The sequence below is a fragment of the Paenibacillus sp. FSL E2-8871 genome, assembly GCF_038000345.1.
Taxonomy (GTDB): Bacteria; Bacillota; Bacilli; order Paenibacillales; family Paenibacillaceae; genus Paenibacillus_AQ.
The window spans coordinates 286,962-313,448 of record NZ_JBBOBV010000001.1 but is presented as its reverse complement, the minus strand read 5'-3'; the positions used below and the strand labels follow the sequence as shown (position 1 = coordinate 313,448).

31 protein-coding genes and 1 pseudogene are annotated in these 26,487 nt (G+C 41.2%); 7 read left to right on the top strand and 25 right to left on the bottom strand.

All coding sequences use genetic code 11. The features are described 5' to 3' along the window. Window positions 1-79: 79 nt before the first annotated feature. Window positions 80-1,774, top strand: a complete 1,695-nt coding sequence (locus tag NYE25_RS01410) for an ABC transporter substrate-binding protein (RefSeq protein WP_341144926.1) — start codon at window positions 80-82, stop codon at window positions 1,772-1,774. A 28-nt stretch (window positions 1,775-1,802) separates the two neighbouring features. On the opposite strand, the gene NYE25_RS01405 is transcribed toward NYE25_RS01410, so the two are convergent. The 6 genes from NYE25_RS01405 to NYE25_RS01380 all read right to left on the bottom strand — a co-directional run bounded on the left by NYE25_RS01405 (window position 1,803) and on the right by NYE25_RS01380 (window position 6,702). Beyond that, window positions 1,803-2,273, bottom strand: coding sequence for a DinB family protein (locus tag NYE25_RS01405; RefSeq protein ID WP_341147662.1), 471 nt, complete (start codon window positions 2,271-2,273; stop codon window positions 1,803-1,805). A gap of 14 nt (window positions 2,274-2,287) precedes the next feature. Further along, window positions 2,288-2,731, bottom strand: coding sequence for a GNAT family N-acetyltransferase (locus NYE25_RS01400; RefSeq protein ID WP_341144925.1), 444 nt, complete (start codon window positions 2,729-2,731; stop codon window positions 2,288-2,290). Window positions 2,732-2,783: 52 nt separating this feature from the next. Further along, the gene (locus tag NYE25_RS01395) at window positions 2,784-3,227 is read right to left on the bottom strand and encodes a hypothetical protein (protein ID WP_341144924.1); all 444 of its coding nucleotides are present in this window, start codon (window positions 3,225-3,227) and stop codon (window positions 2,784-2,786) included. Then, entirely contained in the window at window positions 3,220-4,449 is a 1,230-nt protein-coding gene (locus NYE25_RS01390) for a HAMP domain-containing sensor histidine kinase (protein WP_341144923.1), read from the bottom strand. The genes NYE25_RS01395 and NYE25_RS01390 overlap by 8 nt, the downstream gene beginning before the upstream one ends. 249 nt (window positions 4,450-4,698) lie before the next feature. After that, window positions 4,699-6,117: an NAD-dependent malic enzyme gene (locus NYE25_RS01385; protein ID WP_341144922.1), complete on the bottom strand. Its 1,419-nt coding sequence runs from the start codon at window positions 6,115-6,117 to the stop codon at window positions 4,699-4,701. Between the two features lie 84 nt (window positions 6,118-6,201). Then, the gene (locus NYE25_RS01380; protein WP_076283019.1) at window positions 6,202-6,702 is read right to left on the bottom strand and encodes a GNAT family N-acetyltransferase; all 501 of its coding nucleotides are present in this window, start codon (window positions 6,700-6,702) and stop codon (window positions 6,202-6,204) included. Between the two features lie 225 nt (window positions 6,703-6,927). Between NYE25_RS01380 and NYE25_RS01375 the strand changes: the two genes are divergently transcribed. Further along, window positions 6,928-7,923, top strand: a complete 996-nt coding sequence (locus NYE25_RS01375) for an acrylyl-CoA reductase family protein (protein WP_341125528.1) — start codon at window positions 6,928-6,930, stop codon at window positions 7,921-7,923. A gap of 52 nt (window positions 7,924-7,975) precedes the next feature. Here NYE25_RS01375 and NYE25_RS01370 read toward each other — a convergent pair whose 3' ends face one another. Continuing rightward, complete coding sequence (locus NYE25_RS01370; RefSeq protein ID WP_339270475.1) at window positions 7,976-8,794, bottom strand: cupin domain-containing protein; 819 nt, start codon at window positions 8,792-8,794, stop codon at window positions 7,976-7,978. A gap of 184 nt (window positions 8,795-8,978) precedes the next feature. Between NYE25_RS01370 and NYE25_RS01365 the strand changes: the two genes are divergently transcribed. Then, complete coding sequence (locus tag NYE25_RS01365) at window positions 8,979-9,836, top strand: alpha/beta hydrolase (RefSeq protein ID WP_076283022.1); 858 nt, start codon at window positions 8,979-8,981, stop codon at window positions 9,834-9,836. A 101-nt stretch (window positions 9,837-9,937) separates the two neighbouring features. On the opposite strand, the gene NYE25_RS01360 is transcribed toward NYE25_RS01365, so the two are convergent. Continuing rightward, window positions 9,938-10,432: a hypothetical protein gene (locus tag NYE25_RS01360; RefSeq protein WP_341144921.1), complete on the bottom strand. Its 495-nt coding sequence runs from the start codon at window positions 10,430-10,432 to the stop codon at window positions 9,938-9,940. Window positions 10,433-10,514: 82 nt separating this feature from the next. On the opposite strand from NYE25_RS01360, the pseudogene NYE25_RS31235 reads away from it, so the two are divergent. After that, window positions 10,515-10,562, top strand: a pseudogene (locus NYE25_RS31235) (excalibur calcium-binding domain-containing protein); the annotation flags it as partial. 7 nt (window positions 10,563-10,569) lie between these two features. On the opposite strand, the gene NYE25_RS01355 reads toward NYE25_RS31235, so the two are convergent. The 5 genes from NYE25_RS01355 to NYE25_RS01335 all read right to left on the bottom strand — a co-directional run bounded on the left by NYE25_RS01355 (window position 10,570) and on the right by NYE25_RS01335 (window position 15,530). After that, complete coding sequence (locus NYE25_RS01355; protein ID WP_042187159.1) at window positions 10,570-11,328, bottom strand: ABC transporter permease; 759 nt, start codon at window positions 11,326-11,328, stop codon at window positions 10,570-10,572. After that, window positions 11,325-12,074, bottom strand: coding sequence for an ABC transporter ATP-binding protein (locus tag NYE25_RS01350; protein WP_341144920.1), 750 nt, complete (start codon window positions 12,072-12,074; stop codon window positions 11,325-11,327). The genes NYE25_RS01355 and NYE25_RS01350 overlap by 4 nt, the downstream gene beginning before the upstream one ends. Before the next feature lie 124 nt (window positions 12,075-12,198). Beyond that, window positions 12,199-13,824, bottom strand: a complete 1,626-nt coding sequence (locus tag NYE25_RS01345; RefSeq protein ID WP_341144919.1) for a glycoside hydrolase family 9 protein — start codon at window positions 13,822-13,824, stop codon at window positions 12,199-12,201. Between the two features lie 156 nt (window positions 13,825-13,980). Next, the gene (locus NYE25_RS01340) at window positions 13,981-14,730 is read right to left on the bottom strand and encodes a GTP pyrophosphokinase (RefSeq protein ID WP_042187155.1); all 750 of its coding nucleotides are present in this window, start codon (window positions 14,728-14,730) and stop codon (window positions 13,981-13,983) included. A gap of 221 nt (window positions 14,731-14,951) precedes the next feature. Next, window positions 14,952-15,530 carry an LOG family protein gene (locus NYE25_RS01335; RefSeq protein WP_341144918.1) on the bottom strand — a complete coding sequence of 193 codons (579 nt, stop codon included), beginning with the start codon at window positions 15,528-15,530 and terminating at the stop codon, window positions 14,952-14,954. Between the two features lie 97 nt (window positions 15,531-15,627). On the opposite strand from NYE25_RS01335, the gene NYE25_RS01330 reads away from it, so the two are divergent. Continuing rightward, window positions 15,628-15,945, top strand: a complete 318-nt coding sequence (locus tag NYE25_RS01330) for a MazG nucleotide pyrophosphohydrolase domain-containing protein (protein ID WP_076283026.1) — start codon at window positions 15,628-15,630, stop codon at window positions 15,943-15,945. 73 nt (window positions 15,946-16,018) lie between these two features. Here NYE25_RS01330 and NYE25_RS01325 read toward each other — a convergent pair whose 3' ends face one another. The 3 genes from NYE25_RS01325 to lepB all read right to left on the bottom strand — a co-directional run bounded on the left by NYE25_RS01325 (window position 16,019) and on the right by lepB (window position 18,805). Continuing rightward, entirely contained in the window at window positions 16,019-16,879 is an 861-nt protein-coding gene (locus NYE25_RS01325) for an alpha/beta fold hydrolase (RefSeq protein ID WP_341144917.1), read from the bottom strand. 264 nt (window positions 16,880-17,143) lie between these two features. Further along, window positions 17,144-18,181 carry an HD-GYP domain-containing protein gene (locus NYE25_RS01320; protein ID WP_042187147.1) on the bottom strand — a complete coding sequence of 346 codons (1,038 nt, stop codon included), beginning with the start codon at window positions 18,179-18,181 and terminating at the stop codon, window positions 17,144-17,146. A 126-nt stretch (window positions 18,182-18,307) separates the two neighbouring features. Further along, on the bottom strand, window positions 18,308-18,805 hold the full coding sequence (gene lepB / locus NYE25_RS01315; RefSeq protein ID WP_341144916.1) for a signal peptidase I: 498 nt from the start codon (window positions 18,803-18,805) through the stop codon (window positions 18,308-18,310). Window positions 18,806-18,993: 188 nt separating this feature from the next. Here lepB and NYE25_RS01310 point away from each other — a divergent pair, with 188 nt between their 5' ends. Continuing rightward, window positions 18,994-19,971: an alpha/beta hydrolase gene (locus NYE25_RS01310; protein WP_341144915.1), complete on the top strand. Its 978-nt coding sequence runs from the start codon at window positions 18,994-18,996 to the stop codon at window positions 19,969-19,971. Window positions 19,972-20,111: 140 nt separating this feature from the next. Here the strand turns inward: NYE25_RS01310 and NYE25_RS01305 are convergent, their stop codons facing one another. After that, complete coding sequence (locus tag NYE25_RS01305; protein ID WP_341144914.1) at window positions 20,112-20,507, bottom strand: DUF4265 domain-containing protein; 396 nt, start codon at window positions 20,505-20,507, stop codon at window positions 20,112-20,114. Window positions 20,508-20,875: 368 nt separating this feature from the next. Further along, window positions 20,876-21,733, bottom strand: a complete 858-nt coding sequence (locus NYE25_RS01300) for an SDR family oxidoreductase (protein WP_341144913.1) — start codon at window positions 21,731-21,733, stop codon at window positions 20,876-20,878. A 197-nt stretch (window positions 21,734-21,930) separates the two neighbouring features. Between NYE25_RS01300 and NYE25_RS01295 the strand changes: the two genes are divergently transcribed. Then, complete coding sequence (locus NYE25_RS01295) at window positions 21,931-22,707, top strand: hypothetical protein (protein WP_076283032.1); 777 nt, start codon at window positions 21,931-21,933, stop codon at window positions 22,705-22,707. Window positions 22,708-22,725: 18 nt separating this feature from the next. Here the strand turns inward: NYE25_RS01295 and NYE25_RS01290 are convergent, their stop codons facing one another. The 7 genes from NYE25_RS01290 to NYE25_RS01260 all read right to left on the bottom strand — a co-directional run bounded on the left by NYE25_RS01290 (window position 22,726) and on the right by NYE25_RS01260 (window position 26,346). Then, entirely contained in the window at window positions 22,726-23,517 is a 792-nt protein-coding gene (locus NYE25_RS01290) for a lipid II flippase Amj family protein (protein ID WP_341053925.1), read from the bottom strand. Between the two features lie 24 nt (window positions 23,518-23,541). Further along, on the bottom strand, window positions 23,542-23,952 hold the full coding sequence (locus tag NYE25_RS01285) for a ribosomal maturation YjgA family protein (RefSeq protein ID WP_341144912.1): 411 nt from the start codon (window positions 23,950-23,952) through the stop codon (window positions 23,542-23,544). Window positions 23,953-23,961: 9 nt separating this feature from the next. After that, a complete protein-coding gene (locus NYE25_RS01280; protein ID WP_341144911.1) occupies window positions 23,962-24,198 on the bottom strand; it encodes a hypothetical protein in 237 nt (78 codons plus the stop codon). Between the two features lie 185 nt (window positions 24,199-24,383). Then, on the bottom strand, window positions 24,384-24,971 hold the full coding sequence (locus NYE25_RS01275; protein WP_341144910.1) for a histidine phosphatase family protein: 588 nt from the start codon (window positions 24,969-24,971) through the stop codon (window positions 24,384-24,386). An 18-nt stretch (window positions 24,972-24,989) separates the two neighbouring features. After that, window positions 24,990-25,463: an NUDIX domain-containing protein gene (locus NYE25_RS01270; protein ID WP_042193681.1), complete on the bottom strand. Its 474-nt coding sequence runs from the start codon at window positions 25,461-25,463 to the stop codon at window positions 24,990-24,992. 210 nt (window positions 25,464-25,673) lie between these two features. After that, window positions 25,674-25,820: a hypothetical protein gene (locus tag NYE25_RS01265; protein ID WP_156113097.1), complete on the bottom strand. Its 147-nt coding sequence runs from the start codon at window positions 25,818-25,820 to the stop codon at window positions 25,674-25,676. A gap of 61 nt (window positions 25,821-25,881) precedes the next feature. Beyond that, window positions 25,882-26,346, bottom strand: coding sequence for a DUF523 domain-containing protein (locus tag NYE25_RS01260; protein ID WP_341144909.1), 465 nt, complete (start codon window positions 26,344-26,346; stop codon window positions 25,882-25,884). Window positions 26,347-26,487: the final 141 nt, after the last annotated feature.

Genomic DNA, 26,487 nt, shown 5'->3' with positions numbered 1-26,487 from the left:
TTATTCTAAGTGATAAAATAAGAAAAAAAAGAGAAAGAATTTTTTAATAATTTCCTATTTTCTGAAAGGGACTTAAACCATGAAGCTGCATAGCCAATATTTAAAGCTGCACTCGCAGTTTGGGGGAGTCACAGAAATCTCAGTTACGATGGATGAGCTAGCCTTGACCTTCGGATGTACACACCGCAATGCCATGCATATTGTGAATAAAATGATGCAGCTGGAATGGGTCCAATGGACGCCGAAGCGCGGACGTGGAAGTCGTTCCTTATTACAGTTCCTTGTCCCTTCCGAAGAAATTGCGCTTCAATCCATGATGCAGGCTATCAGCCGTAAAGATGTTCACAAAGCTATTGATGGCATCAAAACCCATGCCAGCTCTTCCTCGCTGCAGGATACTTTACAAGGCTGGCTGCTGACCTATTTTGGTCATCATTCCGAAATCCGTAGTGACAAACAGATTGATACCCTGCGGCTTCCCATAACCCAGCAGCTACATACCTTCGACCCGCTTCATATGAATCTATTGGCAGAGTCTTTTGTTTCCAGTCATGTCTTCGACGGATTAGTGAGACGCAGCGGGGAACGGGATAAGATTGTGCCTAGTCTAGCTCATGCCTGGGAAGTGGATGAGAGCCGTACGATTTGGACTTTTTTTCTTCGCAAAGAAGTGCTGTTCCATCATGGAAAAGTACTGACGGCAAAAGATGTAGTCTATTCCTTGGGACGGCTGATACAAACCTCAAAGCGGACACTCTATAGCTATATTTTCAAAGAAATCCAGCAAGTTACCGCACTAAACCCATCCACCGTTCAAATTACACTTAAACAGCCCAATGAGCTATTCCTCCCTTTCTTGTGTACGAGTAGAGCGGCAATTGTTCCGCGTGATTTAGAAGGAATGGACGAACCTAGCTTTGGCCGCAGACCTGTGGGGACAGGACCATTTAAGGTTGTGGACATGAATGAGGACACTTGTGTGCTGGAGGTTTTTCCTTATTATTTTCTAGGAAGAGCTCATTTAGATCGAGTCGAAATAATGTATGTTCCGTGGGATACTGCGTCCGATTCCTCAGATACTGGCTCGGCTTTTCATGTGATTCAGAATCCTTCATCCAACAATTCTTCTTCTTGGAGTCGGATTCATTCAGAGTCCTACATCCGTAAATTTGTTACCTGCAACACACAAAAAAAAGGACCGCTTAGCGACCCCCTTATTCGGGCAAAGATCGTATCCTGTTTAAAAGAAGAGTCAGCGTCTGTAACGCATAAGTCAATGGAAGACTATGAGGTCACCTTGCAAATAACCACCATTCCGCAATATGCTAACGATGCTGAATGTATTGCTGCTAAACTAGAGCGTCAAGGTTATCCGTGTACAGTTGTTTCCGTGTCTCCAGAGGAGTTCAAGGGCCCGATTCGACTGGAGGCCGACCTGATTGTTTTTTCATTATTTCGTGACGAGGATGAACAGCTTCGTTTATTTGATCTATATCTCACGCTTTCCCAGCATATAGAACCGCATACTCGTGCGGATATTGAAGGCTGGCTCTATACCATTGCACGAGAACCTAACCCTGAGGCTAGATCCGAGAGCTTTAGTATGATCGAGAACCGTCTTCTTGAGGAACATCATCTGCACATCTTGTATGAAAAACCCACCCAAACTGCTTATCTCCCCTCGGTTCGAGGAGTTAGCTTCAATAGTCAGGGCTGGGTTGATCTTCGTCATTTGTGGTTCCCGCCGCTGCTTTCCAGCGACAGCACTTCATGATATAAGCAATGTCCAGTCGATTCCCGAATCATCGGAGCCCTTTTCCAATCAAATTGGCAGAAACTGGATCCTTCCCGATTTCCCTTGCCCAAACGGACAACTGTCCGACATGATGAATTTCATGAGCGATCACATGGCGCATCACTTCACCCCAAGTATCCGTCACGATCCGGCCATCCGCCAGGTGATCCTCAAAAATATTCCGCTCCAAACCCGCATGCCAAGAAAGTACAAAGGGCTCTACATCGGGCCGGAATTTCGCATCTAGTTCTCTTACCTGCTGCAAAGACTTGTAATGTTCGAAATCCTCCTGAAAATCCGGTTTACCTTGCAACACTTGAATCCAGCTCCACTCCACATCAACAATATGAAACAGAGTCTTCAATATGCTGCCTACACCACCAGTACGTGCCCCAAGTAGCTCTTCTTCAGAAATACTCTCACACCACTCGTACCATTGTTCACGAACTACCCAGTTATATTGAAAGAATGTTTGCAGATCAAGGCCTCCTTTTAATGGGAACTTAGATGTTTCCGGTACCCTTCCACCTTCTCATCTCTATACCCTAACGATTCATAAAAAATATGCGCTTCCTTACGCTTCTCTCCAGAGACTAAAATGATATAAAAGCAGTCTCTCTCGTGAGCCATTTCTTCAATGGCAAGCATTAGTTTTTTACCCACACCTTGACGACGGGCCCGCGATGAAACTACTACATTCTCAATTACCATAAACGGTTTGCAATCTCCTACCAGGTCATGACAGACAATCCCCATCAAAGACCCCATCAACTCCCCGTCCACAAAAGCGCCCAATAATATGTACCGACGATCTGCCTTAATTACTTTAAATACTTCTTTTAGTTTATTAAGATCCGATGGTTGATCCATCAGCTCCTGATATAGATCACCAAGTTTATGGAGAGACTCCAATTCTATTTCTTTAATAACGACCATGAATGTTCAACCTGCTTTCTTTATTTTAAGAATCTTTTTCATACATGCTCCACTATTTACGAACCTTCAGTTCAAATTCATCCTTCTGCCCATCCCACTCTACAACAACCTTAATAATCGAGTCCTCGTGTTCATAACTGCTCTTAGAACTTTGAGACTTCAAATCACCTCTTCTTACTCCCTTTGTGTCCGTTAAGGTTGTCCTGCTTTGTCCTGTTGTTCCCTCATAACTATATTTAAAGTCTTGAATCTTATCCAGTTCTGATTGTTCCCCTTTGTACTTAAGTTCAAAGGCAGATTGCTGCTGCGTTTTATAGTCTATTCTTTCTCCCTTTTTATCGGTAATTTTCTCTGTTGCCTTTTGAACATATTCAGCCGACCATACTTTTCCTTCACCTGTAAATGTGTAATTGTGTTTATAGGTAGTTGTATTGCAGGCAGCAAGAAGAACTATGATTATTCCAGACAGCATCAGTGCGGATAGCTTCTTAATCATTATAGATCCCTCCCGATTCTGATAAAAAGCGAATAGTAACTGTTGTCCCCTTACCTTCAGAGCTATTATAATAAATTTCCCCACCATATTTTTCTACAATATTAAAGCAAATCATTAACCCTAAACCGGTTCCATTACTTTTTAATGAATAAAAAGGCGTGCCCAGCGACTTAACCTCAGCCTCGGACATCCCACTTCCTTCATCGGTGATCATGATCTCGATAAAATTATTATTTCTATTTGCTATGACTGAGACGGATTTCCCTACATCTGAGGCTTCCAGCGCATTTTTTATAATATTAATGAGTAACTGCTTAAACTCAATTTTATTAATGGAAATAAAACAATCTTCCTCTACCTTTATATCGATTTGGTTATCAGATAGCATGGCATAGGAATGAAGCAGACCCGTAACACTTTGAAGGACATCCTTCACATCTACTTTCTCTAGTCTTTGATCTCCATTCGGTTTGGATAGGGTAAGAAATTGAGAGATAATCTGTTCTACTGTGTTTAATTCATCAATCATTAAGTTGAACTTACTTTTTTTAGAATCATCAAATGAATCGTCCTCTTTGAACAATTGCAAAAAACCTCTAACCACGGTTATAGGATTTCGTATTTCATGTGCAACAGCAGCTGTTAATTGTCCTACCATCTTTAACCGCTCGGATTGCTGTAATTGTTCATAATACAGTTGCTGCTTTTTCATCCGTTTAAATGATAAATGGAAAATGAAAAATAATAATGCTTGAACAGCTATTATATTTATAATGTTGCCTATAATGTCATGATGTAAATAAGTATATAATTCACCTTTATCAATAAAGATGACATAACTAAAAGTAATTACCATCAATATCCCATTTATAATAAAGGAAAAGTAGAACAATTTTAAATCAAAAAATAGAATAGAAAGTGCAGGAATAAGGCAAATCAAAATATAGGTGGTCCAAGTTTGAGGATATAAAAAGAAAAGCGTATAGAAGTAAGCAAATCCAAAAAGAATGATGATCTTTCTAAAGGTATATGTCTCATACTTAGGATAGATCCATAAACTAATGGATAGAATCATCACGCACAAAAATTGTACAATGTATCCAAAATTAATCCCTTTCAACTCTGTTGTAGACAGTATTAATCCAGATATCATAAGGGTAATGTTTAATAACATTACAATGTAATAGATTTTTCGATTCACCTGACTGTAAAACTCTTTCATGAATTCACCACTTCTATATTAATTTAACCCTTTTTTGGATACTACCCTCTCTAGAGGCAAAATTTAAGGGCACCCACTTGGATGCCCTTTCTACATCTCATACATTATTGTAATTATATCAGCCACTTTACTAAAATGGGAATAAATACTTTTAGCCCTAATTATGATACGCCTCTCAGTTATGTGTCAATCTATAAAAAAATAGACTGCTCTCTCACTAAGCAGAGCAGTCCATTTATAGTATCGCTTTTATTCCATATCCTTATCAATATCCTTAGGGATCCGGCGGGCTACATCCGTTGCAATAGCTGCATGGATCACTGCCAGACGCACTAACTCTACCACTTTTTCGTTAAAAATACTTGGGATTACGTATTGCTCATTAACCTCATCCGGATGAACGACTGAAGCAATCGCTTTTGCCGCGGCTAGCTTCATTTCAAGGTTCACTGTTTTTGCTCTGCAATCCAGTGCGCCACGGAAGATACCCGGAAAACACAGCACATTGTTGATCTGATTCGGATAGTCACTTCTACCTGTCGCTAATACGCGAACAAAAGGCTCGGCCAAATCTGGTTCAATCTCCGGTGTCGGATTAGCCATTGCAAACACAATGTTATCGCTGGCCATACTCTTGAGATGATCGACGGATAGAATCCCACCACGTGACACCCCAATAAAGACATCTGCTCCCTGCATAACCTCCGTCAGTCCACCTTCAATACCTTCCGGGTTAGTTGCATCAGCAAGCTTCCGCCATTCCTGATTATCATACTGAAGATCTTTTCTAAGAACACCTTCACGATCTACCGCGTAGATTTTGCGAGCTCCTGCCGCCAGAAGCATATTACAGATGGACACACCAGCTGCACCTATACCCACAACGACAATTCGAACATCTTCGATAGATTTATTTACTACTTTAAGCGCATTCAAAAGACCTGCCAAAACTACAACAGATGTACCGTGCTGATCATCATGAAATACCGGAATATCCAGCTCTTCGGCAAGCCGACGTTCAATCTCGAAACAGCGCGGAGAACTGATATCTTCTAAGTTGATTCCCCCAAATCCAGGAGATACTGCTTTAACGATATTAATGATTTCATCTGAATCTTTAGTATTTAAGCAGAGTGGAAAAGCATCGATGTTCGCTAATTGCTTAAACAGCATAGCCTTACCTTCCATAACAGGCATAGCCGCTTCCGGTCCAATATCCCCTAGTCCAAGCACAGCCGTTCCGTCTGTAACGACGGCTACTGTATTCCGCTTCATCGTCAAAGAATAGGCTTTGTTCGGATCTTCGGCAATCGCCGTACACACTCGGGCAACTCCCGGTGTATACACCAGTGATAAATCCTCCCGATTTTTGATAGGCATTTTAGGTGTGATTTCAATTTTTCCGCCAAGATGAGCTAGAAAAGTTCGATCTGATACATTAATTACTTTGACTCCTGGCATCTTCGATAGTATAGACATCATTTCTCCATTCGAGGCATCTTGCACGTTTATTGTTATATCTCGAGTTGTTACATCCTTACCTGCACGAATCACGTCAATAGCAACGATATCTCCACCTGCAGTGGCAATTCCTGAAGCAACATCACCAAAAGAAGCAACCGATTTCCGAATTTCGAGCCTGACAATCATCGTTGTTGCAATAGCCATGAATTAGCCTCTCTTTCTTCAACCCTAAGATTTCAAATACACTATACTATACCATTTAAACAAACTTTCTTCCTATTGAATAGATCACCTTAGTATTTTTCTTAAGATAGTATTCCCTTCGGCACCCGGACCAAATACATCAGGGATTGTAGCGACGGGCACAAAGCCGTTTTTACCGTAAAAAGCAATCACATCATAATCTTCTGCATAGGTCAGCATAAGTAAACAGTAAGCTCCCCTGCTCTTAACAACTTCTTCTACATGCTGTAGTAAAATACCTCCTATTCCTTTTCTGCGATGATCTTTACATACTCCAATATCTAGGACTTCGGCTCTTGCTCCAAGCGCGGGAATGCCAATCGGTGCCTCCTCATGCAGAACGGCAACAATACCAAAAGCATCGTCTTGTTCATTCTCATGATAGGCATAAAACAACGCCCCCCGCTGAAAATGTGATTGTATGCGACGTCTCAGCCACTGCTCATGGTTAGGATTGTTTCTATCCAGATGGATATGTTCAACCTCAGCTAAGAGTTCCAAATACGGTTCGATCTCATGTTCACGAATTAACTTTATAATAGACATTTCAACAATTCTCCCTTAAAAACAAGTTGTATACCAGCAGTCTGAACTTAACACGTCCACTGTACAAATAACATGGATAGTTCGATTATAATGTTACAATACACAACCAAAGAGTCCTACACTACGTCTAACTTGCGTTATATCATAGACAATGACGAGTTGACTGATCAGAATAAATATTATATACATGTCTTACCTATAACGTAGTTGAAGGAGCTTACACTTATGACAGAATCATTTCAAGCATTAGTTGTCGACAAAACAGAATCATTATTCTCCGTCGCTGTTAAGCCGGTTGCCTTAGAAGAACTACCCGCAGGAGAAGTTGTAATTAAGGTTGCATACTCCAGTGTGAATTATAAAGACGGATTAGCCAGTATCCCTAACGGAAAAATTGTAAGATCATACCCTTTTATTCCAGGCATCGACTTATCCGGTACTGTGGTGTCTTCTACAGACGAGCGGTTTCATGAAGGACAACAAGTTATCGCTACAGGGTATGGTATGGGTGTATCTCACTTTGGAGGATATAGCGAATATACACGAATTCCTGCCGCTTGGATCACCCCACTTCCGGAAGGACTTACACTAAGAGAAGCTATGATTTATGGTACAGCTGGACTAACTGCAGCCTTGTCCATTCAAGCTCTGGAAGACAATGACTTAGCACCAGACAAAGGCAAAGTACTCGTAACGGGAGCGACCGGTGGTGTGGGTGGATCGGCTATCGCTATGCTAAGCACAAAAGGCTATAGCGTAGTGGCCAGCACAGGTAATACAGAAGCTAACGAATATTTGAAAACTCTTGGCGCGGAAGAAGTCATTTCACGCGAAGAGGTTACGGGCGGATCTAGCAAACCATTAGAAAAGCAACTATGGCAAGGTGCTGTAGATTCCGTTGGCGGAAACTCACTTGCGTCGATTTTGAGTAAAATCTCCTACAGAGGTTCTGTTGCTGCAAGCGGCCTGACCGGTGGCACTTCTGTTCCAACTACCGTCCTTCCCTTTATTCTTCGGGGGGTTAACCTGCTCGGTATTGATTCCGTAGAGTGTCCTGCTGAGCTACGCGAAAAGGTGTGGACACGGATGGCGACTGATTTGAAGCCTGCACAGCTTGAGAACCTTGTAGATCGTGAAGTAACCTTGAATGAACTGCCACAAGCATTGGAAGATATTCTGCAAGGAAACACACGAGGCAGAGTGCTTGTCCGTTTATCTTAAGCCCTAACAAGAAAACCTCCCGGGAGATTTAATCTCAGGAGGTTTTTTGTTGTTACTCTTGATTATTTGAATATTGATAATTCGGCTGTTGTTGTACATAAGGCTGTTGGCGATAGTGCTGTTCATAGCCTTGAGTGTAGTATCCTTGCATTGGGTAAGGCTGATAATTAAATGCTTGCGTCGCTGGAGGCATTTGTGAAGCTATAGGAATGGGCTGAGCTTGCATATGAGCATATGGCTGCATGTTTGGATGCATGTTAGGTTGCATATTTGGTTTCATATTTGCATGCATATTCATATTAGGAGCCATATTCGGGGCCATATTATTGACTCCCTTTACTTTATCTTCCTCACAGCAGTCGGCAGGTGGGCCGATAAAGGTGCCAGGTTTAATAGGAGCTAACGCTTCCTTTACCAATGCTTCATTCAAACAGTAAGTATGGGCCAATACATTTGCCGGAGTTTTGCTCAAAATATCCGAGCCTAAGATAACCTCAGGAATAGGTGCGTCAAAAATGGCAAGCAGATGTGTATTATCGACAGTAGCTACTTCATAATGCCACCAGCCTTGCGGCACATTCGCCACTTGACCTGGACATATTGGGAAATGAAGAAGTTCATTTGTAAACGGATTGAGTATAGACACTACTGCTGAACCGCAGATACAATAGACAAGCTCTGCCGCATTTTGATGATAATGAGGCTCCACCACATTCGATTTGCTAAGAAAAATATCAAGGAGTGAGGTATTCTCCAGTGTGTTCAACTGCTTAACCGACAGTAAATTAATGTAGTTGTTGGCATCCTTTTTAAAGAGAGTATTAGTGTTCACATCAAAAGTAAATTGTGTATTAGGGGACGTATAATCCATGTATGAAGTCACTGTTTATTCCTACCCTTCTGTTCCCGTAAATTTTTGATTTCCTAGAACAACATATGCGTTTGCCTATGCCTAGGTGCCGGAGATTCACTGACTCCAATAAAAATTCATCTTTCTCTGTCAATCGGGGCATCCTCTATAATGTTAAATTCTCACACTATACAGGAGGCAAAGTATGAAATCGATTCACATTAAAATAGTATTAGCGTTATGTATCTCTATCTTCACCATTATGGGGTTGCAGCCTTTGAATCAACACTCCACGGTTGCAGCCGCTAACCACAAATCCTCTACTAAACAGACTCCATTAACCTTTGTTCTGATTCATGGGTCTTGGGCTACTGCAGGTTTTTGGGATGAAACAGCCTCTGAGCTTCGTAAGTTAGGGCACACCGTCTACACACCGGAATATGCAGGACATGGCGCGGATAAGAATAATAATGTAACACATGAGCAAATCACAAAGTCCGTTGTCGACTATATTAAACAAAAAGACTTGAAGGATTTTATTCTGCTCGGACATAGCTTCGGCGGATCAGTCATTCAAACAGTTTCCCAGCAAGTACCTGATCGGATCAAACGGATCGTGTTCTTTGATGCCTTCGCGCCGCTTGACGGGCAAAGTGTGGCAGATCAATTTCCTGCTGAGTCACTTAAATCCTTTGAACAGCTAAGAGACGCTTCCGGTAATAACACCATCACGCTCCCTTTCCCGCTCTTCCGGGATACCTTCGTCAACACTGCCAGTCTTGCGCAAGCACAAGCCTTTTATAAACAAGCTCCACCTGAACCAGCTACCCCACTGTTTGAAAAGCTGGATCTCAAGAAATTCTACAGTCTCCAAATCCCTAAAAGTTATCTTTATCTGACGGAAGACACGGCTATCCCACAAGGTCCATATGGGTTTCACCCGACTCAATCCAGTCATTTGGGCGTTTTCCGCTTCATCGAGGGCAAAGGTGATCATATGACCACTGTCCGAACCGAGCCAAAAATGATGGCGGAATTGATGGTCAAGGCGGGTAGAGATTAGTCGCGTAATAGCGGAATAATGCATTCAGTCAGTAAAAAAGAGCAAGCGTACGGGAATGTTCCCTACTACGCTTACTCTTTTTACAATTCTCCGCATGTCATTTAAGGATTCGACTTCACTCCGGTAATCACCCAGCTATTATGATCTTTAACAAGTGAGATCGTCAGTAGCATGGATGGTTCCGGACCATTTGAGGTCGCAGAATCTATGCGCATTTCTATGACCTCTGAATTTTGGTTAATTACTGTTTCTTTAGTAACCTCGTACTTTGTGATCCATGGGCTGGATACACCAGTTACCCAGTTCAGTTCAACAAACTGCGGATACATAACCTTTTTGAGTTCTTTGGAAAAGATCGAATATTGAATCGACGCATTCCTGTGCTGCAACCCGAACCCGTATAACTCAGCCGCTTGAAATGCTGTTGGTAATATGATTCGTTTAGACTCCGGGGCTGGCAAAGGCATGGCTGAGAGCAGCTTTCCATTAGACTGAATCACCGTTCCGTTATCAGGTGCACCTATTGCGATACCTGGCAGAAGCAATACGCCTGCGATCAGGGTAGCCGCCAATTTCTTTTTACTAATCAGAATCACCTCATAGAAAGCTTTTTCACCTCATGTGAATTGAATTCTAATTATTCCCCGTTATCGCTAACTTTTATGTAACCAAAATGCCAACAAAAAAAGCGACCGTGACAATAACGGAATCGCTTGTGAGAAATAGAAATCTATTATCGTTCTACCGATTGTTTAAGCCGTTGATCAGGCGTGAAAAAGAGTCGGTAGCTCAGTACACTTAGCAGTATACTTGTTATGGCCGCAGAAGCGGTGAATGAGAACACAATCAGAATCTGGTAGCGAACAGCGATTACCGGATCAGCGCCTGCTATAATCATACCCGTCATCATACCTGGAAGCTGGACAAGTCCTACTGTCTTCATTCCGTCGATGGTAGGGATCATGCTGAATTTCACAGATCTTTTTCTAACTTCATGGATCGCTTGTGGAACCGTTGCACCGAGTGACAGCAGGGTCTCGATTTCCCCTTTGCTCTGCTGTATTTCATGCTTGATATGATTAATGAATAAACCCGAGACAACCATAGCGCTACCAATGGTCATGCCACTAATGGGAATGATATATTGTGGGGTCGCCTCAATAATATGTAAGCCGAGCAGAATCCCCATCATAAGGAGCTCCATAGTAGCGATCGCAAGTCCAATTCTCCAGACTAATCCACGTAGACCTTTTCCTCTTTTCGCTGCATTCCATGCGGCTACACTTATCATGAAGATTATTATCAAAATAACATAGATCATCTGATCGGTTTTAAAAATAAATTGCAATACATATCCGACCGCAAGCAATTGAATTGCCGACCTTATCGTGCCTACAATAATATCTTTTTCTAGTCCGAGCTTTTGCCATACCGAGACCAACATCGTCCCTAGCACAAACAGAAGCGTGAAACTCAGTGCAGTATAACTCATAAGAATGACGCTCCTTCTAACGGTCGAATAAATCTTTTTGCCAAGTCTTCCGCAGATTCAGCAAAAAAAGATTCACTCAAGTGTTGTTCCAGCTTACCATTCCCCATAAACCATGTAGTAGTGCTTATTCGGCTAGCCTGCTTAAGGTCATGGGTCACCCAAATCATTGAAGTCCCTTCTTCTTTATGCCACTGTTCTAGTAGATCCTCTACCCTTTGAGTGCTGTCAATGTCTAGTGATGCAGTGATTTCATCGAGCAATAGAACATTAGGTCGCAGAAGTAATGACCGAATCAGGGATATCCGCTGCTTTTCACCGCCAGAGCAATCTGCTGCTTTTTTACTCAAATCCAATTGTTCCAGCCCTAGTTGTTCCAATAGCCGCTGCACTAATTTATGGTCATATGGTCTGTCATGCAGCTTGCTGACGGTTCTTAGGTTATCCTCCACACTGCCAGGCAACATAACCGCTTGTTGAGCCACAAACCCGATTTTCATTCTCCACAGCCTTGAATCCATATTTTTGAATGAAGTTCCCTTGATAAGCATATCCCCTTCATCTGGAGCATCCAGCAGAGCCATTATCCTAAGTAGTGTGCTTTTACCTTGACCCGAGGCACCGATCAGAGCGATTCGGTCCGATTCAGATATTTCAGCGGAGATGTCAGAGAATAGATATTTCAAAGCTTGTTCGCTGCTTTTCCAGTTCAATTTTGCAAGTCTTTGAATTTCAAAAATACTGCTCAATGCTTTACCTCCTATTGCCAAACGAAAAAATATCATACCATTTCGTATTATAGCATTTTAGCTGCATAAAAAAAGAGAAAGGCATCTCCCCCATGAGACATGCCTTTCCCATATATTAATTAATTTATTGATTAAACCGAGCTGTAACGAACACCGCAGGTGAATTCCAGTAGATCGTTACCTCATTCGTAGAATAACTAAGTTCATGATCGGCAAAGCACTGAGCGGCTGGTTTTCCTTGTAAATGTTCTACTACATATTCATCATGAAGCCCACGATCTGGCCCCCCAGATACAAGACCCGGCACAGGATCAACCACATGGTCACCAACAGATGGACGATGATGCGGATGCATCACTGGATGATCGCCAAATCCGGTAACATAACTGATATCCAGTACGTTACGACCCATCAGATAGTGCAAATGATCTAGCGCACAGTCCGCAAAGCTCGAATTTCCACTAAAATATTCAGCCACAACTAGCAGCATAGCGTTGTTCATTACTAGCATATTGCTACCCCAAATATAGTCTTCCTCTTTCAAAGAGATCCTATAACCATCCTCACTACTATGTTCAGATAAACGTCCAGCTTCAGCTAGAAGTCCTTCTCTTAAGGAAGCATACAAAGCACGGTCTGCTAGATCTTCACCATTTAATAGATATGCAAGTGTGCCGTAGCCCCCCATATCTGCCCAGCCTAGACTGTATTTTGAAAAAGACAACTGCACCAGTTGCAGAACAGCTTGATGGTATTCTTCTTTCCCCGTCGTACGATAGAGCTCCGCAGCTGCCCAATACCGCTCATCCTTGTCGTTCCCATCTCCATATTCACCGGTGCTAATTTCTGGCGGATTTATAAACCCTGGCGCATCTGGGTGTTGAACAAGCCATTCCCAAGCTAGTGTTGCGGCATCCAGACATTTCTTCGCATAGGCTGAGTCAAAGGGCTCATATATCCGCGCTGCCATGGCCATGACTCCAGCAAAATCTCCAGTGGCGGTTGCTGACACCGGTGAGAAATATAGATCTGCTGTATCAGCCTCTGGCATCACATCCAAATCTGGAAAGCTCAGCGTAGTCAGCTTATGATACACTCCACCTGTTCTATAGTCTTGCATTTTGAATAACCAATCCAGCTCCACTTTGCATTCCAGCAATATATCTGGAGTTATCCCCCCACTTTCAGGAATCGGGATAGCGCTTACAAAAGCAGATGGATATAACTCATAGGCTAGTAAGAGATCGGCGATGGCCTTGGCTCCGGGTCCACTATATTTACCATAATCACCTGCATCATGCCAGCCTCCAGAACAATCTAGCCGACGCTCCGTTTCACCATATACAATTCCCTCTGCTGTATGACATGCCTTATGCTTCCAATCTCCAGCATACTCTTCAGTCAACTCAACCCCGCAACGATAATAATAAAAGGCCTTCAGCAAGCCCTGTTGAAGCTCGTGATAAGGTTTATCTGAGATTATAAATGATGCCGAAGCTATCCCCTCACCTTGCTCAATCCGGTATCTGCCCACTGCATGAACCTCAGAAAAGTTACCTGTATGTACAGTTACTCCGCTTGCCTCATCAAATCTGGGAGCACCTGTCTGCCCTTCGAATACAACATTTCCATGATCAACATCAACAACCTGAAAGTCATGTCCAGCACCAGTAAACACTGCAATCTTTTCCCCACCCACCGGATATCCAATTTGATTTACAGTAATGGTTCGGAGTCTACGCTCACTCATCTTCATTCTCCTTCATATCAATTTGATGAAGCCAATGATTACAAGTCTCTCTTTCAAGTTGAGAATACTCTATTCTAGTTGTACGTGGCAATGATAACTACAATATAAAAAACCTAGAGTTAACCTGAAACGGTAACTCTAGGTGATATAATCAGATTATTTGTCTCCAAGCAGCTTAATAAAGTTAGCTGGAAGTGTGAATTGCTGATTGTGAATCACTATACGGCGAAGCTCCTCAAAGGAACTAAGATCATCATCTTCATCGTCGTCTTTGATTTCCTTAATGTCCCGATGCAGTCGCTCCATTTGCAGATCAAGTGCATGAGCGGCATCCGCTGCATTTTTCAATTCACGCGTCATACTCTCTGGTACTGACTTATTATATTTATAGAAAATTTTATGTTCGAGACTTGCCCAGAAATCCATAGCAATGGTACGAATTTGTACCTCAACGCACACTAACTCCTGACGATCTGACATAAATACAGGTACCTGAATCAGCAAATGCAAACTTTGATAACCGTTAGGCTTGGGATTCTTAATATAATCCTTCACTTCAAGAACCGTTAAGTCGTCCTGCTTCTGAAGCATTTCACTTACATGATAAATATCTGAGATAAAAGAACAGGTAATTCGTAGACCTGCAATGTCTTTAATACAATTTCTCACAGAATCTAGAGATAATTCTCCATTTTTGCGGAGCATTTTGTTCATAATACTCTCGGGAGACTTGATTCTCGATTTGGTATGTTCAATAGGACTGTAATCGTGAAGAGACTGAAACTCCTGTTTGAGGATCTCAATCTTCGTCTCCATCTCATCAAGCGCAAATTTATAAATCAACATAAACCGGGTGATCTCGTGCTTAAGCTTCTTAAATTGTTCGATTTGATTCTCGGGGGTCATTATCCATTTCTCCTCTTGTAGCTTTTCTCTATATTTATCATAGCCAATCCACTAGTGAAATTCAAATTCAGCAAGCGAATGTGAGGTTATTCAAAGTTAATTTGATTCAAATCCCATATTTCAAATGGGGTATTAACCTACCCATATTCTACCACAACCAATGATTAGCAGAAAAAGAGCTCCCTCTCGGCAGCCCTTTCATCTGTTACAGTAACTGTTCTCTAGTTAAGCTGTTTCCACTTTTGTTCCAACGTTTGAGGGAGATAGCTTTCTAATTTTTTTAATAGTTCCAAGGGTTCTTGATCTATATTTAACAAACTAAGATGCGAAGCGTTAGAAAATCCCTCGTTAATGCTGTGTTGAATTAGATTCATCAGAGGATCAAAATAATTCCTGATATTTAAAACCCCTACCGGTTTCTTATGTATACCGATTTGTGACCAGCACAAAACCTCAAACAGCTCTTCATACGTCCCAAAACCGCCGGGTAAAGCAATAAACCCATCCGCCAATTCTCCCATTTTTGCTTTTCGTCCATGCATATCGTCCACTTCTATCAGCTGCGTTAATTCTCTATGTACCATCTCTCCATTAAACAATCCCCTAGGCATAACTCCGATCACCTCACCTCCACCGTTCAAAACAGCATTGGCGACCTCACCCATTAATCCAATTCTTGATCCCCCGTAAACTAAGCGATATTGGTTCATAGCCATGTAGTTTCCAAGTTCAACAGCTTTGACTTTATATTCCTCATGCACCCCTAAATTCGATCCTGCAAAAACACAAATTGATTTCAAATCCTCATCTCCAAACTATATATTGATAATATCCGACATCTAATATACTATATGTTGGAGAATAAATCATATAAAAGATTAAGGAGTGCTACATAATATGGAGATCAATGAAGTGCAGAAATGGATTAAAAATTATTATGGACAAAGAGGCTGGACCGATTATGGTCCTTTTATACGGGTTGGATTTCTTATGGAAGAGACCGGTGAGGTTGCACGGGCAGTACGCTCCTATGAAATCGGAAGAGATCGCCCAGATGAATCTACCCCTCCACCAGAGCAACTGAAACAAGACTTGATTGAGGAAATTGGTGATGTGCTAGGAAATATAGCCTTGTTAGCCGATTTGTATGGTATCACTTTAGAAGAGGCATTTACTGCACATAAGGAAAAATTAGTTAAACGCTTTAATTCCTAAGGAGAAGTAGAAAAAGGGCTACAATCGGCATCACCGTATTGTAACCCTTCTTTATCTAACTATTTAAGCCTCGTTAACTATTACTGCCTAATGTATGATTCGAAATAGCATTAATTATTGTTTCCCAATCATCTGGGTGAACTTCGTGACCCGTTCCTTCTAGGGTTAGTATCGACGCATTAGGAATTTCATCGGCAAGCGCCAGACCATGCTCCAAGGGAAGTATGCTATCTTCTGTACCGTGGATAACTAAGGTAGAAACCATGATATTTTTCGCCTTCCCCTCGTAGTCATCCACTCCTGTAAGAAGCGAATGATTAAACATGCTGAGCAAGTTGTTTGCACGTTTTATTTCCATCCTAACTTGTTTATACGCTCTTTTCTCATCGAATTTATGTTTTGATCCACAGAGTATACTGGAACCGGAAACCAAGTAATCTGCGACCGCTTCTTCATCTGACCAATCCAGACTAGCTCCATTGGCATGAAAAGCGAGGATCCTCTCATCCATTGGAGGTAAGTTCCGGTCATTATCATCAGATTCAAAAATGCTAGATGCGACCAATGTTAAGGTTAGAACCTTTTGGGGATGACGTATAGCAAGGACTTGTGCAATCATTCCACCTAAGGACATCCCAACGATATTTGCCTGTTCTATATTATAAGCGTCAAGTAACCCAGCAGCATCATCGGCCATATCAATTACCGTATAATTAGAACTCCCAGGCTCATATACAACAGAACGTCCCACATCCCGGTTATCATACCTTATAACATATCGTCCTGTATCTGCTAATCGTTGACAAAACTCCTCATCCCAATAAACCATTGAACAAGTGGCACCCATAATTAGTAATATTGCAGGATTGCTGGGGTCTCCAAAACTATCCGAACATATATCAATTCCGTTTACTTTAAATATCTTTTCGCTCATTGTTTATTCCTCATTTCATTCGAATTTGGTAATCAAAGAATGCACACTTAAATAAGACCCGTCACATTTTGAAATAAATGGATGTTGGTATCATTGAATTGCACCTCGAATTAACGTAAACGAATGAACTTGATAATCACGATAAGCACTCTCCTACTTCATATTAAAGGGTCGTTAACCCAATTTCGATTATAACATAAAAAGACTATCCTCTGATTTTGAATCAGGAGATAGCCTTTCCATTTATTCAGACAAAACTATTCGTTAAATAAATACTTCCTCAACAGTCAAATTTCGCTCCTTGGATAAATCCCTAAACGTAGTTTCATCTACTTTCACTAACGGTTTAAAAATATCCAAAGGGTTGTTCATAATAATCGTACCTTGCTCTCCGTTACTAAGCTGAACACTTTTACCTACGAAGTTCGGCAGTAAATGTCCAATCAAAGCTTGTACCGCATTTCCATTCAGCTTGCCAAAGCCCAGCTCATGCACCTTGCGCAGAACGGTAATCAGCCCTTGTTTGGGTTGATTCACTCTTGCAGAGGTCATCCCAACATAGGCATTAGCAACAGCCACAATCAGTGTATACGGGTGCAGGTCCGCTTTACGAAGCATATTAGGATAACCAGTCCCATCCTCGAATTCATGATGCTGAAGCGCCACCAGAGCGGTCTTCTCGTCATTCATAGATTTAAGAATAATATCGTATCCATACGAAGTGTGACGCTTTAGTTCTTCAGTTTCCTCAGGGGTTAAGATCCCCGTCTTATTTAAGATAGATGGGTCGATCTGACTTTTTCCTATGTCGTGTAAATACCCTGCCCGGCTAATCTCGTAGCGTTCTTCTTTCGTATAACCTAACCAAGTCGCTATGTAAAATGATAGCAGCCCGACCTGTAATGAATGATTGTATGTACCAACGTCTTCTCGTTCAAGCAACAGCAATAAGGAAACTACATCCTTATGTTCATCCATTTTTTCCAGCAAGGGCTGCAACGTAAGATCAACATCTGACTGCGTGAAACTGCCCTTGCTGAGTGCTTCTAGAAAAATAGATTCATAGTTTTGGATCGCTAGATCAAAGTTTCCATTTAGGCTTTGCTCCAGATTCGTTCCCTCATTATCCATCGCAATGCTGCGAGGTTCAATATCGACATAATCGATACGATGTCTCATCAGGAGGGTGATTTCTTCTTGGTAAACAATTGTCCCTTTTGGGAGCACGTGTAAACCAACACTATTAAAAGTGTCCAACATAAGACAATCGCCATGTTTGAGATCCGTGACATGAGCTTTCAAAATTCTGCACCCTTCCTATCAATAGGTATATTTTACCTTAAGGATAGCTAAATTATTCCAAAGTCACAATATGGTTAAAGTCTCATTAACACTTTCAATTAGTTCAAAAGACCCCCGCAACATCACCTAAAAAGGAATACTAAAGTCCGCTATCACTTTTCCAATCAACTGATCCTTCGCTACAAAAGGAGTAGCCCAGAGATGAGCATCATAGCTTATATTCCGGTTATCTCCGAGAAAAAAGTAATGATCCGCCGGAACCGTAACGGGTCCAAAAGTATAGTTCATCCGCTCATTAAGATAGGGTTCATTGATCTCTGTTCCATTTGTATAAAGGGCTCCATCTTTAATTTCAATGGTATCACCTGGCAACCCTATCAACCGCTTTACATATCTTTTATTCTCATCACCTGCTACCGGAGGCGTAAACACGACGATATCTCCATGATCGAGTGTCGTCATCCATAACATTTTTTCAACGATTAGACGGTCATTAATTTCAATTGTAGGAATCATAGAGCCAGTAGGAACCCTCATGGCTTCAGCAACATAAGTTCTTACAAACAAAGATAGGACCACTGCGATAGCAACACTAGGCAAATATTGTTTGATAAATTTCAACATAATTGCTCACCTCATATTCATTTTATGGGTACTCAGAATATCTAAATCCCTTACGAGTGGTGCTGTAGTTTTTTTCGCTCGTTCATATTCAGTTCATATTGTCGTCATGTATAGTTCATCTTCATCGGGTAAGCTTCCTTTAGCAACTCGTTAAGATAGCTAGAATAAAGCGATTAGAACAGGAGAAGATGCAAGTGAAACCAGAAGAAGAGGTTATAAAAAAAAGGATGAATAAACCGCTTAAAATTATTCTTATTTCCTTAGGGGCTTTAGCTACTGCAATAGTGCTTTTTCTAGTGACTGTTTTTGTCGCTAATATTTTTCTCAATAAATCGGACCAAGCTAAAATAAAACCCTATGGTCAGTCTGTAAGCGTCGATGGTAAAAATATGAACGTTTTGATTCAAGGAAATGGTGAAGAGACAGTCGTGCTCTTACCTGGTTATGGAACGGTGGCACCGGGACTTGATTTTAAGCTGTTAATAGATGAACTATCACCATTTTACAAAGTTGTTGTGATTGAGCCTTTCGGTTATGGATTAAGTGATAGAACTGAAAAAGAGCGAACCACAGAAAACATTGTGAGTGAAATTCATGAAGCTGTAAAGCAGCTTAATATTGACCGTTATATTCTAATGGCACACTCTATTTCCGGTATGTACAGTTTGAATTATGTGAACAAATATCCAAACGAAGTGAGTGCATTTGTCGGGATTGATAATAGTATTGCAACGGAAGACAGAATAGGTGTTAAAATACCAACAGGAAAATTAAAACTACTTAGAAAATCAGGCTTGGGCAGATTGTTATTTAAATCAAGTGGAAATCCCTATACTGAATTGCCGTTTGATGATGAAACTAAAGAACAATTGAGATTGCTTACGCTTAGAAACACTTATAATTACACTAACTTAAATGAAGTGGAACATATGTCTTCTAATTATAAAGGGGCTCTAAATTCAACTTTTCCAAAGGATCTCCCCCTTTTGCTCTTTGTTCAAGGGGATGATACTCTCTTAAAAGATTGGATATCATTGCATGAAGAGCAAGTCAAAAATTCCGTACAAGGAAAATTGGTAAAACTTGATGCAGGACATTATCTGCACCATACCAAATCAAAAGAAATCGCAGAAAATTTTAAGACATTTATGAAAGAAATAAAATAAGTATAGATTGTATCGCTCAGATTGTCTAAACCGTTTCACCTATTCTCCATGCTGCTGCATGAAATGCAAGCTTCCTTGCATTTCATGCAGCAGCATTTTTTTTCTTATTCATACTCGTTAATATTTACGTACCCACACTTCTAAAACCGCTCAATAATGCGATTCATTTCCCCATCTACGTCCATCATAGTATTCTTAGGAATATGAATAACCAACAAACCGCCAAAGATCTGTTCACATTTCCCATCATTCTCTGTGATCCGTTGTTTAAAAGCAGAAATGGCTGCTGAATCAACAGCCTCTTTACTGAGGAGCCAAGCGTACCTTTTGAAATGAGATTTCTGTACAGTTTCCTGATAGTAATAGGTCCCTAGCTCTTCTTTCACCCGTATAATATCACCCATTGTAACACTTGGATTAAAGATCGGCGTCTCTTCGATGCGGTATTTATCTTTACCGACTGGAGTAACATCAAGGATTTCAATTTCACGGCCTGCTGGATCGAAGCAAATATGTAGTCCTGACGAATCTAGCATCAGCACACCTCAATTCTATTCAAAATCTGATCTTGATGATTCTAAATAACACAAAACACAATAAATACATTAAGCTTGTAATCCCGAACAACCTGAAGATTCCCGGCGTTAATAACATATATAAACTGTATGGAAAACTCCAAATAAAGGCGAGAAGCATGAGAAGGCTTCTGTTTAAAGAGACACCTATCGCAAGTAATCCGGCAGGCAACACCAACATTACCATACTTATTATAATACTGGATTGATTCGTAACCTCAGCATACGGATTAATGAATATAAATATAAACCATAAAAAAACGGTCATCAAACTGGATACATATCCAATGAGTTTAATGATTGTTAAGTTTATGGATTGCTCCATTCCATCACCTCAATTCTTTCGCAATAATTCTCTCCAGCCATTTCCACGGGAGCAGCGTTTTGCCTAAGATCAAGATCCGGGTGCCTTTGCCGATAGGGTACCGAAGCCTTGGTGACTTCATTTCAGTAATACGACCGATGAGATCTGCCACTTGCTTTGGATCAGGCGCAGTTTCAGCGGTATGCTTGGAATATCGTAGCACAGCGTCCAGACGGTCTCTATAAGGAGAATCCTCGACTTGACGAATTTGTGCCATTCCTTTTCCCCAAATCGAAGTACGGAAGGAGCCAGGTTCAATTAATACTACACGTATTCCATAAGGAGACATTTCATGACGCAGACTTTCACTGAATCCTTCTACTGCAAATTTGGAAGCTGCATATGGAGCATACCCCGGAAACCCGGACAACCCGCTTATACTCCCCACGTTAATAATCGTACCACTTTTCTGTTCTCGCATAACTGGCAGCACAGCTTTTGTCACCGCGACTAATCCGAAAAAATTCGTCTCCATTTGCTGACGCCATTCTTCCATGGATATCTCTTCTATGAAGCCGCCTATAGCAAAGCCTGCATTATTTACCAAAACATCAATTCTTCCGAATGTTTCGTGTACTGAGGTTATAGTCGCCTGTATAGAATCACTATCGGTAACATCCATGGTCATAAAATGAAGCTGCTTCAAGAGTCCTGCATGCTCTGCCTGCTGTTCAAGCTCGCCTTTACGACTCAAATCGCGCATGGTTGCTACAACTTTGAATCCCTGTCCTGCTAGTTTAAGGGCTGTGAGCAGTCCAAATCCACTAGAGGTTCCGGTTATTAAGGCCACTCGATCATGCATTCGATCTAGATGTGAATTCATCTTTGACTCTCCTTATGTTTCATTATTTCAAAAAAGCAAACAAATGTTCTTTTTCGGATTGACTATCCATTAATTTCAAGTTATAGTAAGTGTATCATTTATATTTCTGCGGGAGAAGCACCTCGCAAGATAGGCATTCATGCCTATCTTGGAGGTGCTTTTTTTGCGCACATAGACTAATTAAGGAGCTGAAATGAATGTTTATTCACAATTTTAGTTATTTAAAGAGGTTTGTCCAATTAATCCTAGTAGTAGCTCTCCTCAACATCAACCTTACATTAGCTTCTGCAGGTACAGACTGGGATTCAGCCTTAGATGACATTAACGGTCTCCATGGTAATTATACCTCGCTTCAAGTAGCCCTCAAGTCCGATAGCTCAAAAATTCAAATGCTACGTAAGCAGAACAATGAAACACTGAAATCTATTCACTCTGTCATAGAGTCAACAGATAAGGTTCTGCTGAGTCGTTTATCATCTGAAGCAACGTCGGCTCAGAAGAAACATGCTCCTCTACTGGACCAATACAGCACACTCAGTAAGCAGTCTACCGCAGCCAAGAAAGCTAAGGACTTTAAGACAGCCACTCTCCTGGATCTAAGACGCAATAAGCTCAAAGCTGCGGTAACACTCGCTCGAACTGAAATTAAGGCCAAGACAGACGCTTTGGCAACTGCCCGCAAGCAAACAGCTGCCAAGATCAAGCCTATCAAAGATGCTCTGGCACCAATCACAGCTCTGAAGAAGCAAATCACCGCCGAGAACAAGAATATCGCTGTAGCACAGAAAGTTCGTTCAGAAGCAGATAAACAATATAAGTCGGCTGTAAAACAAGGGGATGCAATTAAGGCAGTATCAGAAATGAGAATATCCTATGAGCAAATGAAACGAATTCATGACATGCATCAGAATATTTACAGCTGGGAGCAGAAGATCTCCCTAGCTCTGCGATCTGCAGAGTCTAAGCTTCCATAATGATTCGCTCCCACCAGCTCATATCAGCTTCACTAACATACTAATTAGTTGGGCTGCGGGCACAATTAGGAGCTGAGCAAATATAGTACCTATAAATCGTGAACCCATCAATACCACATATATTTTTCCTAGCTGATCACGGTATTCTACATTTTCAGTGGCTTTATGGGTAATAAGACCAAGCTGTGGGTCGATAAATATGGTCAGCAGTATAGTCGCCATTCCGTTAATCAATCCTGAGGCTTGAGAAGCAGTCGTGCTATATTGAGGCATTAGATGAGCAGCATACAAAGATGATATGACCCCTACGGTGTAAAAGGCTGTAACAAAAACATTCATAACAATAAAACGTTTAGGAATCCCCAGGTATCTGAAGTTATATAGATTCACTTTTGGTTTTCTTATGTATTTTCTAGTATTTTTTAACTGCCCGATCGTTACGCTCGTAAGCAGCTTGGGAATAGAACCTTCGATTTCAAGCTTTGAGATGATTCTCCCAAACAAGCCTACAAAAGTAGGGAAAATAGCAATGGCAATTAATGTCCCTAATGAAGAAGCTAACAATATAATTCTCAAGTAATTAAGAAGTGGGAAATCAGAATGTATTTTGGCATAATCTACGAATTTAGCCGTCAGTGGAGCTTGAATCATGTTTGCAGTTCTTGACACGAGAACAATAATGCCTGTCAGAGACAAAGCAATAGCTATCTTGTTCAGCTTCACCCCGGCGTATCTTACCGAATAAGATAAGGTTTCTGCTGTATGAATAATCATTGTAAGCAAGCATACTACAATCAAGCTATTTGCCATTTTTAGGTTCATCTCCATTGAAAGCTATTTATCTATTCGGTGCAATTTTGGGCGAAAGTATTGATCCAGTCCGTAAGAAAGCGTAATTCCAACGGTATATCGAACAAGGTCAATCCATAGGAATCCCTTTCCGAGAATCAACCCACCGAGTACGGTAGCACGGATGCTGTTGATCCACTCTGCTTGATACAGTTGGCTAAATTCTATGCCGAAGCTAAACATCAGGCTCCACATAAAAGCGATCCAAAGCTTCCGGTTCACTAGCAGTACACGAAATATAAAGTAAACCATGCTGCCCCAAAGCGCATCTCCAAAATGTCTCGTTACAAACAAAGGTAGCTGTTCCGAGAATGCTCTAGAGCATAACCCCAGTACAATAACAATTAAGCAGATGCATTCATAAATAACTCTTTCTTTTAAAGCATTGACTCTCATTTCCATCCTCTATCCTGCGTCTGACTTGAAATTTATGCTTGATATAATATTAATCATCACGATATAAAACGGATAAATAATCATGGCCCCTATTATGATTAACCCCGTTACCGGGACTGGTTTATCCGCAGCTTCTGTAATTGGGAACCATGCTGCGAATAAATTAATAAACAGAGCCAAATAGGGAAACCACAGGATCGTAGTGAAATACATGGATTTTTTACCGCTCAAATATTTTTTTGTCATCCAAACAAACCCTATAGAAAAAAATATAAACATCACAAATATGAAGATAAGCTGCAAGTTATTCACTTTATCCAGCTCCAAGCCGGAAATTCTACTAATACGATAAATATTTACTATGAGCTCTATTACGACAAACAACATAAAGGCATAAAGTACGCTTAACGAATTAAGCTTAATAAAATACTTCATTTGCTCAGTACTTCGGGGTTCCACATTCGTTCCACACTAGTAAGCTCAAATTCATCAAATTCCAGCCTATAAATATCTGGTTTCGAAGTCTGTTCAAAGAACTCATAACCATACTTTTTATTGAAGTAATTCAGGATAATGGTCATGATATTCCCGTGGGTACCTAGTGCAATTTTGCCGCCTTTATGCGTCTCGATTAATTGCTTCATGATAGGAATCGCACGCTCTTGCGCTTCCTGAGTACTTTCTCCATTCGGCATTTTATATTGTAAGTCTATGAATGATGTCCGGATACCTTGAAGAAATTCTTGTTCACTGATCTCAATTTCCACACTTGCGATGGCTCTTTCTCTAAGTTCCTCATACAGCTTAATTTCTTGATCTGAAGCTTCAGCCAAATACTTAATTGTATCGATGGCTCGTCTATAAGGACTGGAGACAAAATGTGTGATCTCTTCCTCCGCCAATAGTTCTTTAATTCTATATGCGTCCTCATGCCCTTTATCAGATAATCCTCGTTCCCTCTCATCTCCAAGCACAAAAGGTGATACTGCGTGCCTAATCATATAAATAAAAGTCTTCATGAGTTACACCTCTCCAGCTCATTCAAATATCGTTTTTGCCACTTCGCGGTCTTTCTTGAAAATCTCCACTGGATAGGGAATGGCCATCTCGGGCAGCTCACTCTCTTTAAAGAACTTAAATTCTTCGACTTCTCCATCCATTGCTCTCAGCGTTCCACGGATGATAGAACACTCAAATACGATGACTGTATATTCCACCTGGTCTCCATTGTTATATTCGTATCTATATTTCCCTCCACCAAAAACCCCAAGAATGGAAGTAGGATGCACCATTAATCCAGTCTCTTCATATACTTCTCTGCGCAAAGTTCTTCCCGGCCGTTCCCCTGGCTCGATGGCGCCTGCTGGCAATCCCCACAAGGACTCTTCAGGTTTTCGAATAAATAGAATTTCATCTTCTTTATTTCTTATTACTGCAGCTACGGAAGGCATCATTAATAACTCTGAACCCACTTTTCCTCGGATCTCCTGATAATACTCAGACATCGGCACGCTATTCATCCATCCTCTCACACCGTTTTGTAGAACATCATCCTATTTTCCTCCGGCTTCCCAAAAACCCACATTATGTATATATTAGACATCTCTCTGATGGAATCCTTTAGAATCAGCAATATGCTTAGCGTGGAACAAAAAAAGCTTCCGAACGGCTCAATACTTTCTGAGGTCCGGAAGCAGTTACAATGAGGTGAGACTTTGAACTTAATGTTTCCCTTTGTAGCCGGCAAGCTGTACGATCATGATGACAAGAACAAGCAATGAAATGAGCTGATCAATACTCATCTGCGTCCGCCTCCAATCCCAAATGAAGGATGGCTCTTCGGACGGCATTTCCTCTCCCAAGGACACTGCTTCGTTCCCCTTATACACACTATGTAACGTGAGTTCGATTTATTACTTTAAGAATGACTTACCCCTCCATACGAGCAAGTTCTTTCTCCACTTCATCTAGTTGATCTTCGCCGAACACTTTAAAGCCATTTTGCCGTAATAACTCCGTAGTTGTACCTTCTCCTGACATCTTCGTATCCCTAAAAGTACCATCATAAATATAAAGACTACCACAAGAAGGACTATCCTGTTTTAATATCGCTAATGTAACTTGATGTTCTGTAGCCAGCTTCAGCGTTGCTTGAGCACCTTTCATAAAAGGTTCCGTAACATCCAGACCTGCACCTGTTACCACCCGCTCACCTTGCCGTTGGGCATCAGGACGAGGCGTTGATAACCCTCCGACTACCTCAGGACAAATGTGGACAAAACGCCCTTCCTCATACCACTTCAAGAAACGAGCATCGAGACACGGCACATCACCATTATCATAACGCACTTTATGTCCTAACAGACATGCGCTTACTAGAATCTTCCCTGTCATCGTAATCTCCACCAGTCCGTCTAGTATTTAATATATGGCTATATTATTTACGACACAAAACTGATATGCAAGATCGAAATGCTTGTCACTGAAATGTTTGTGCTTCATATACAAAAGAATGCTTATTATGCCCATATAGGC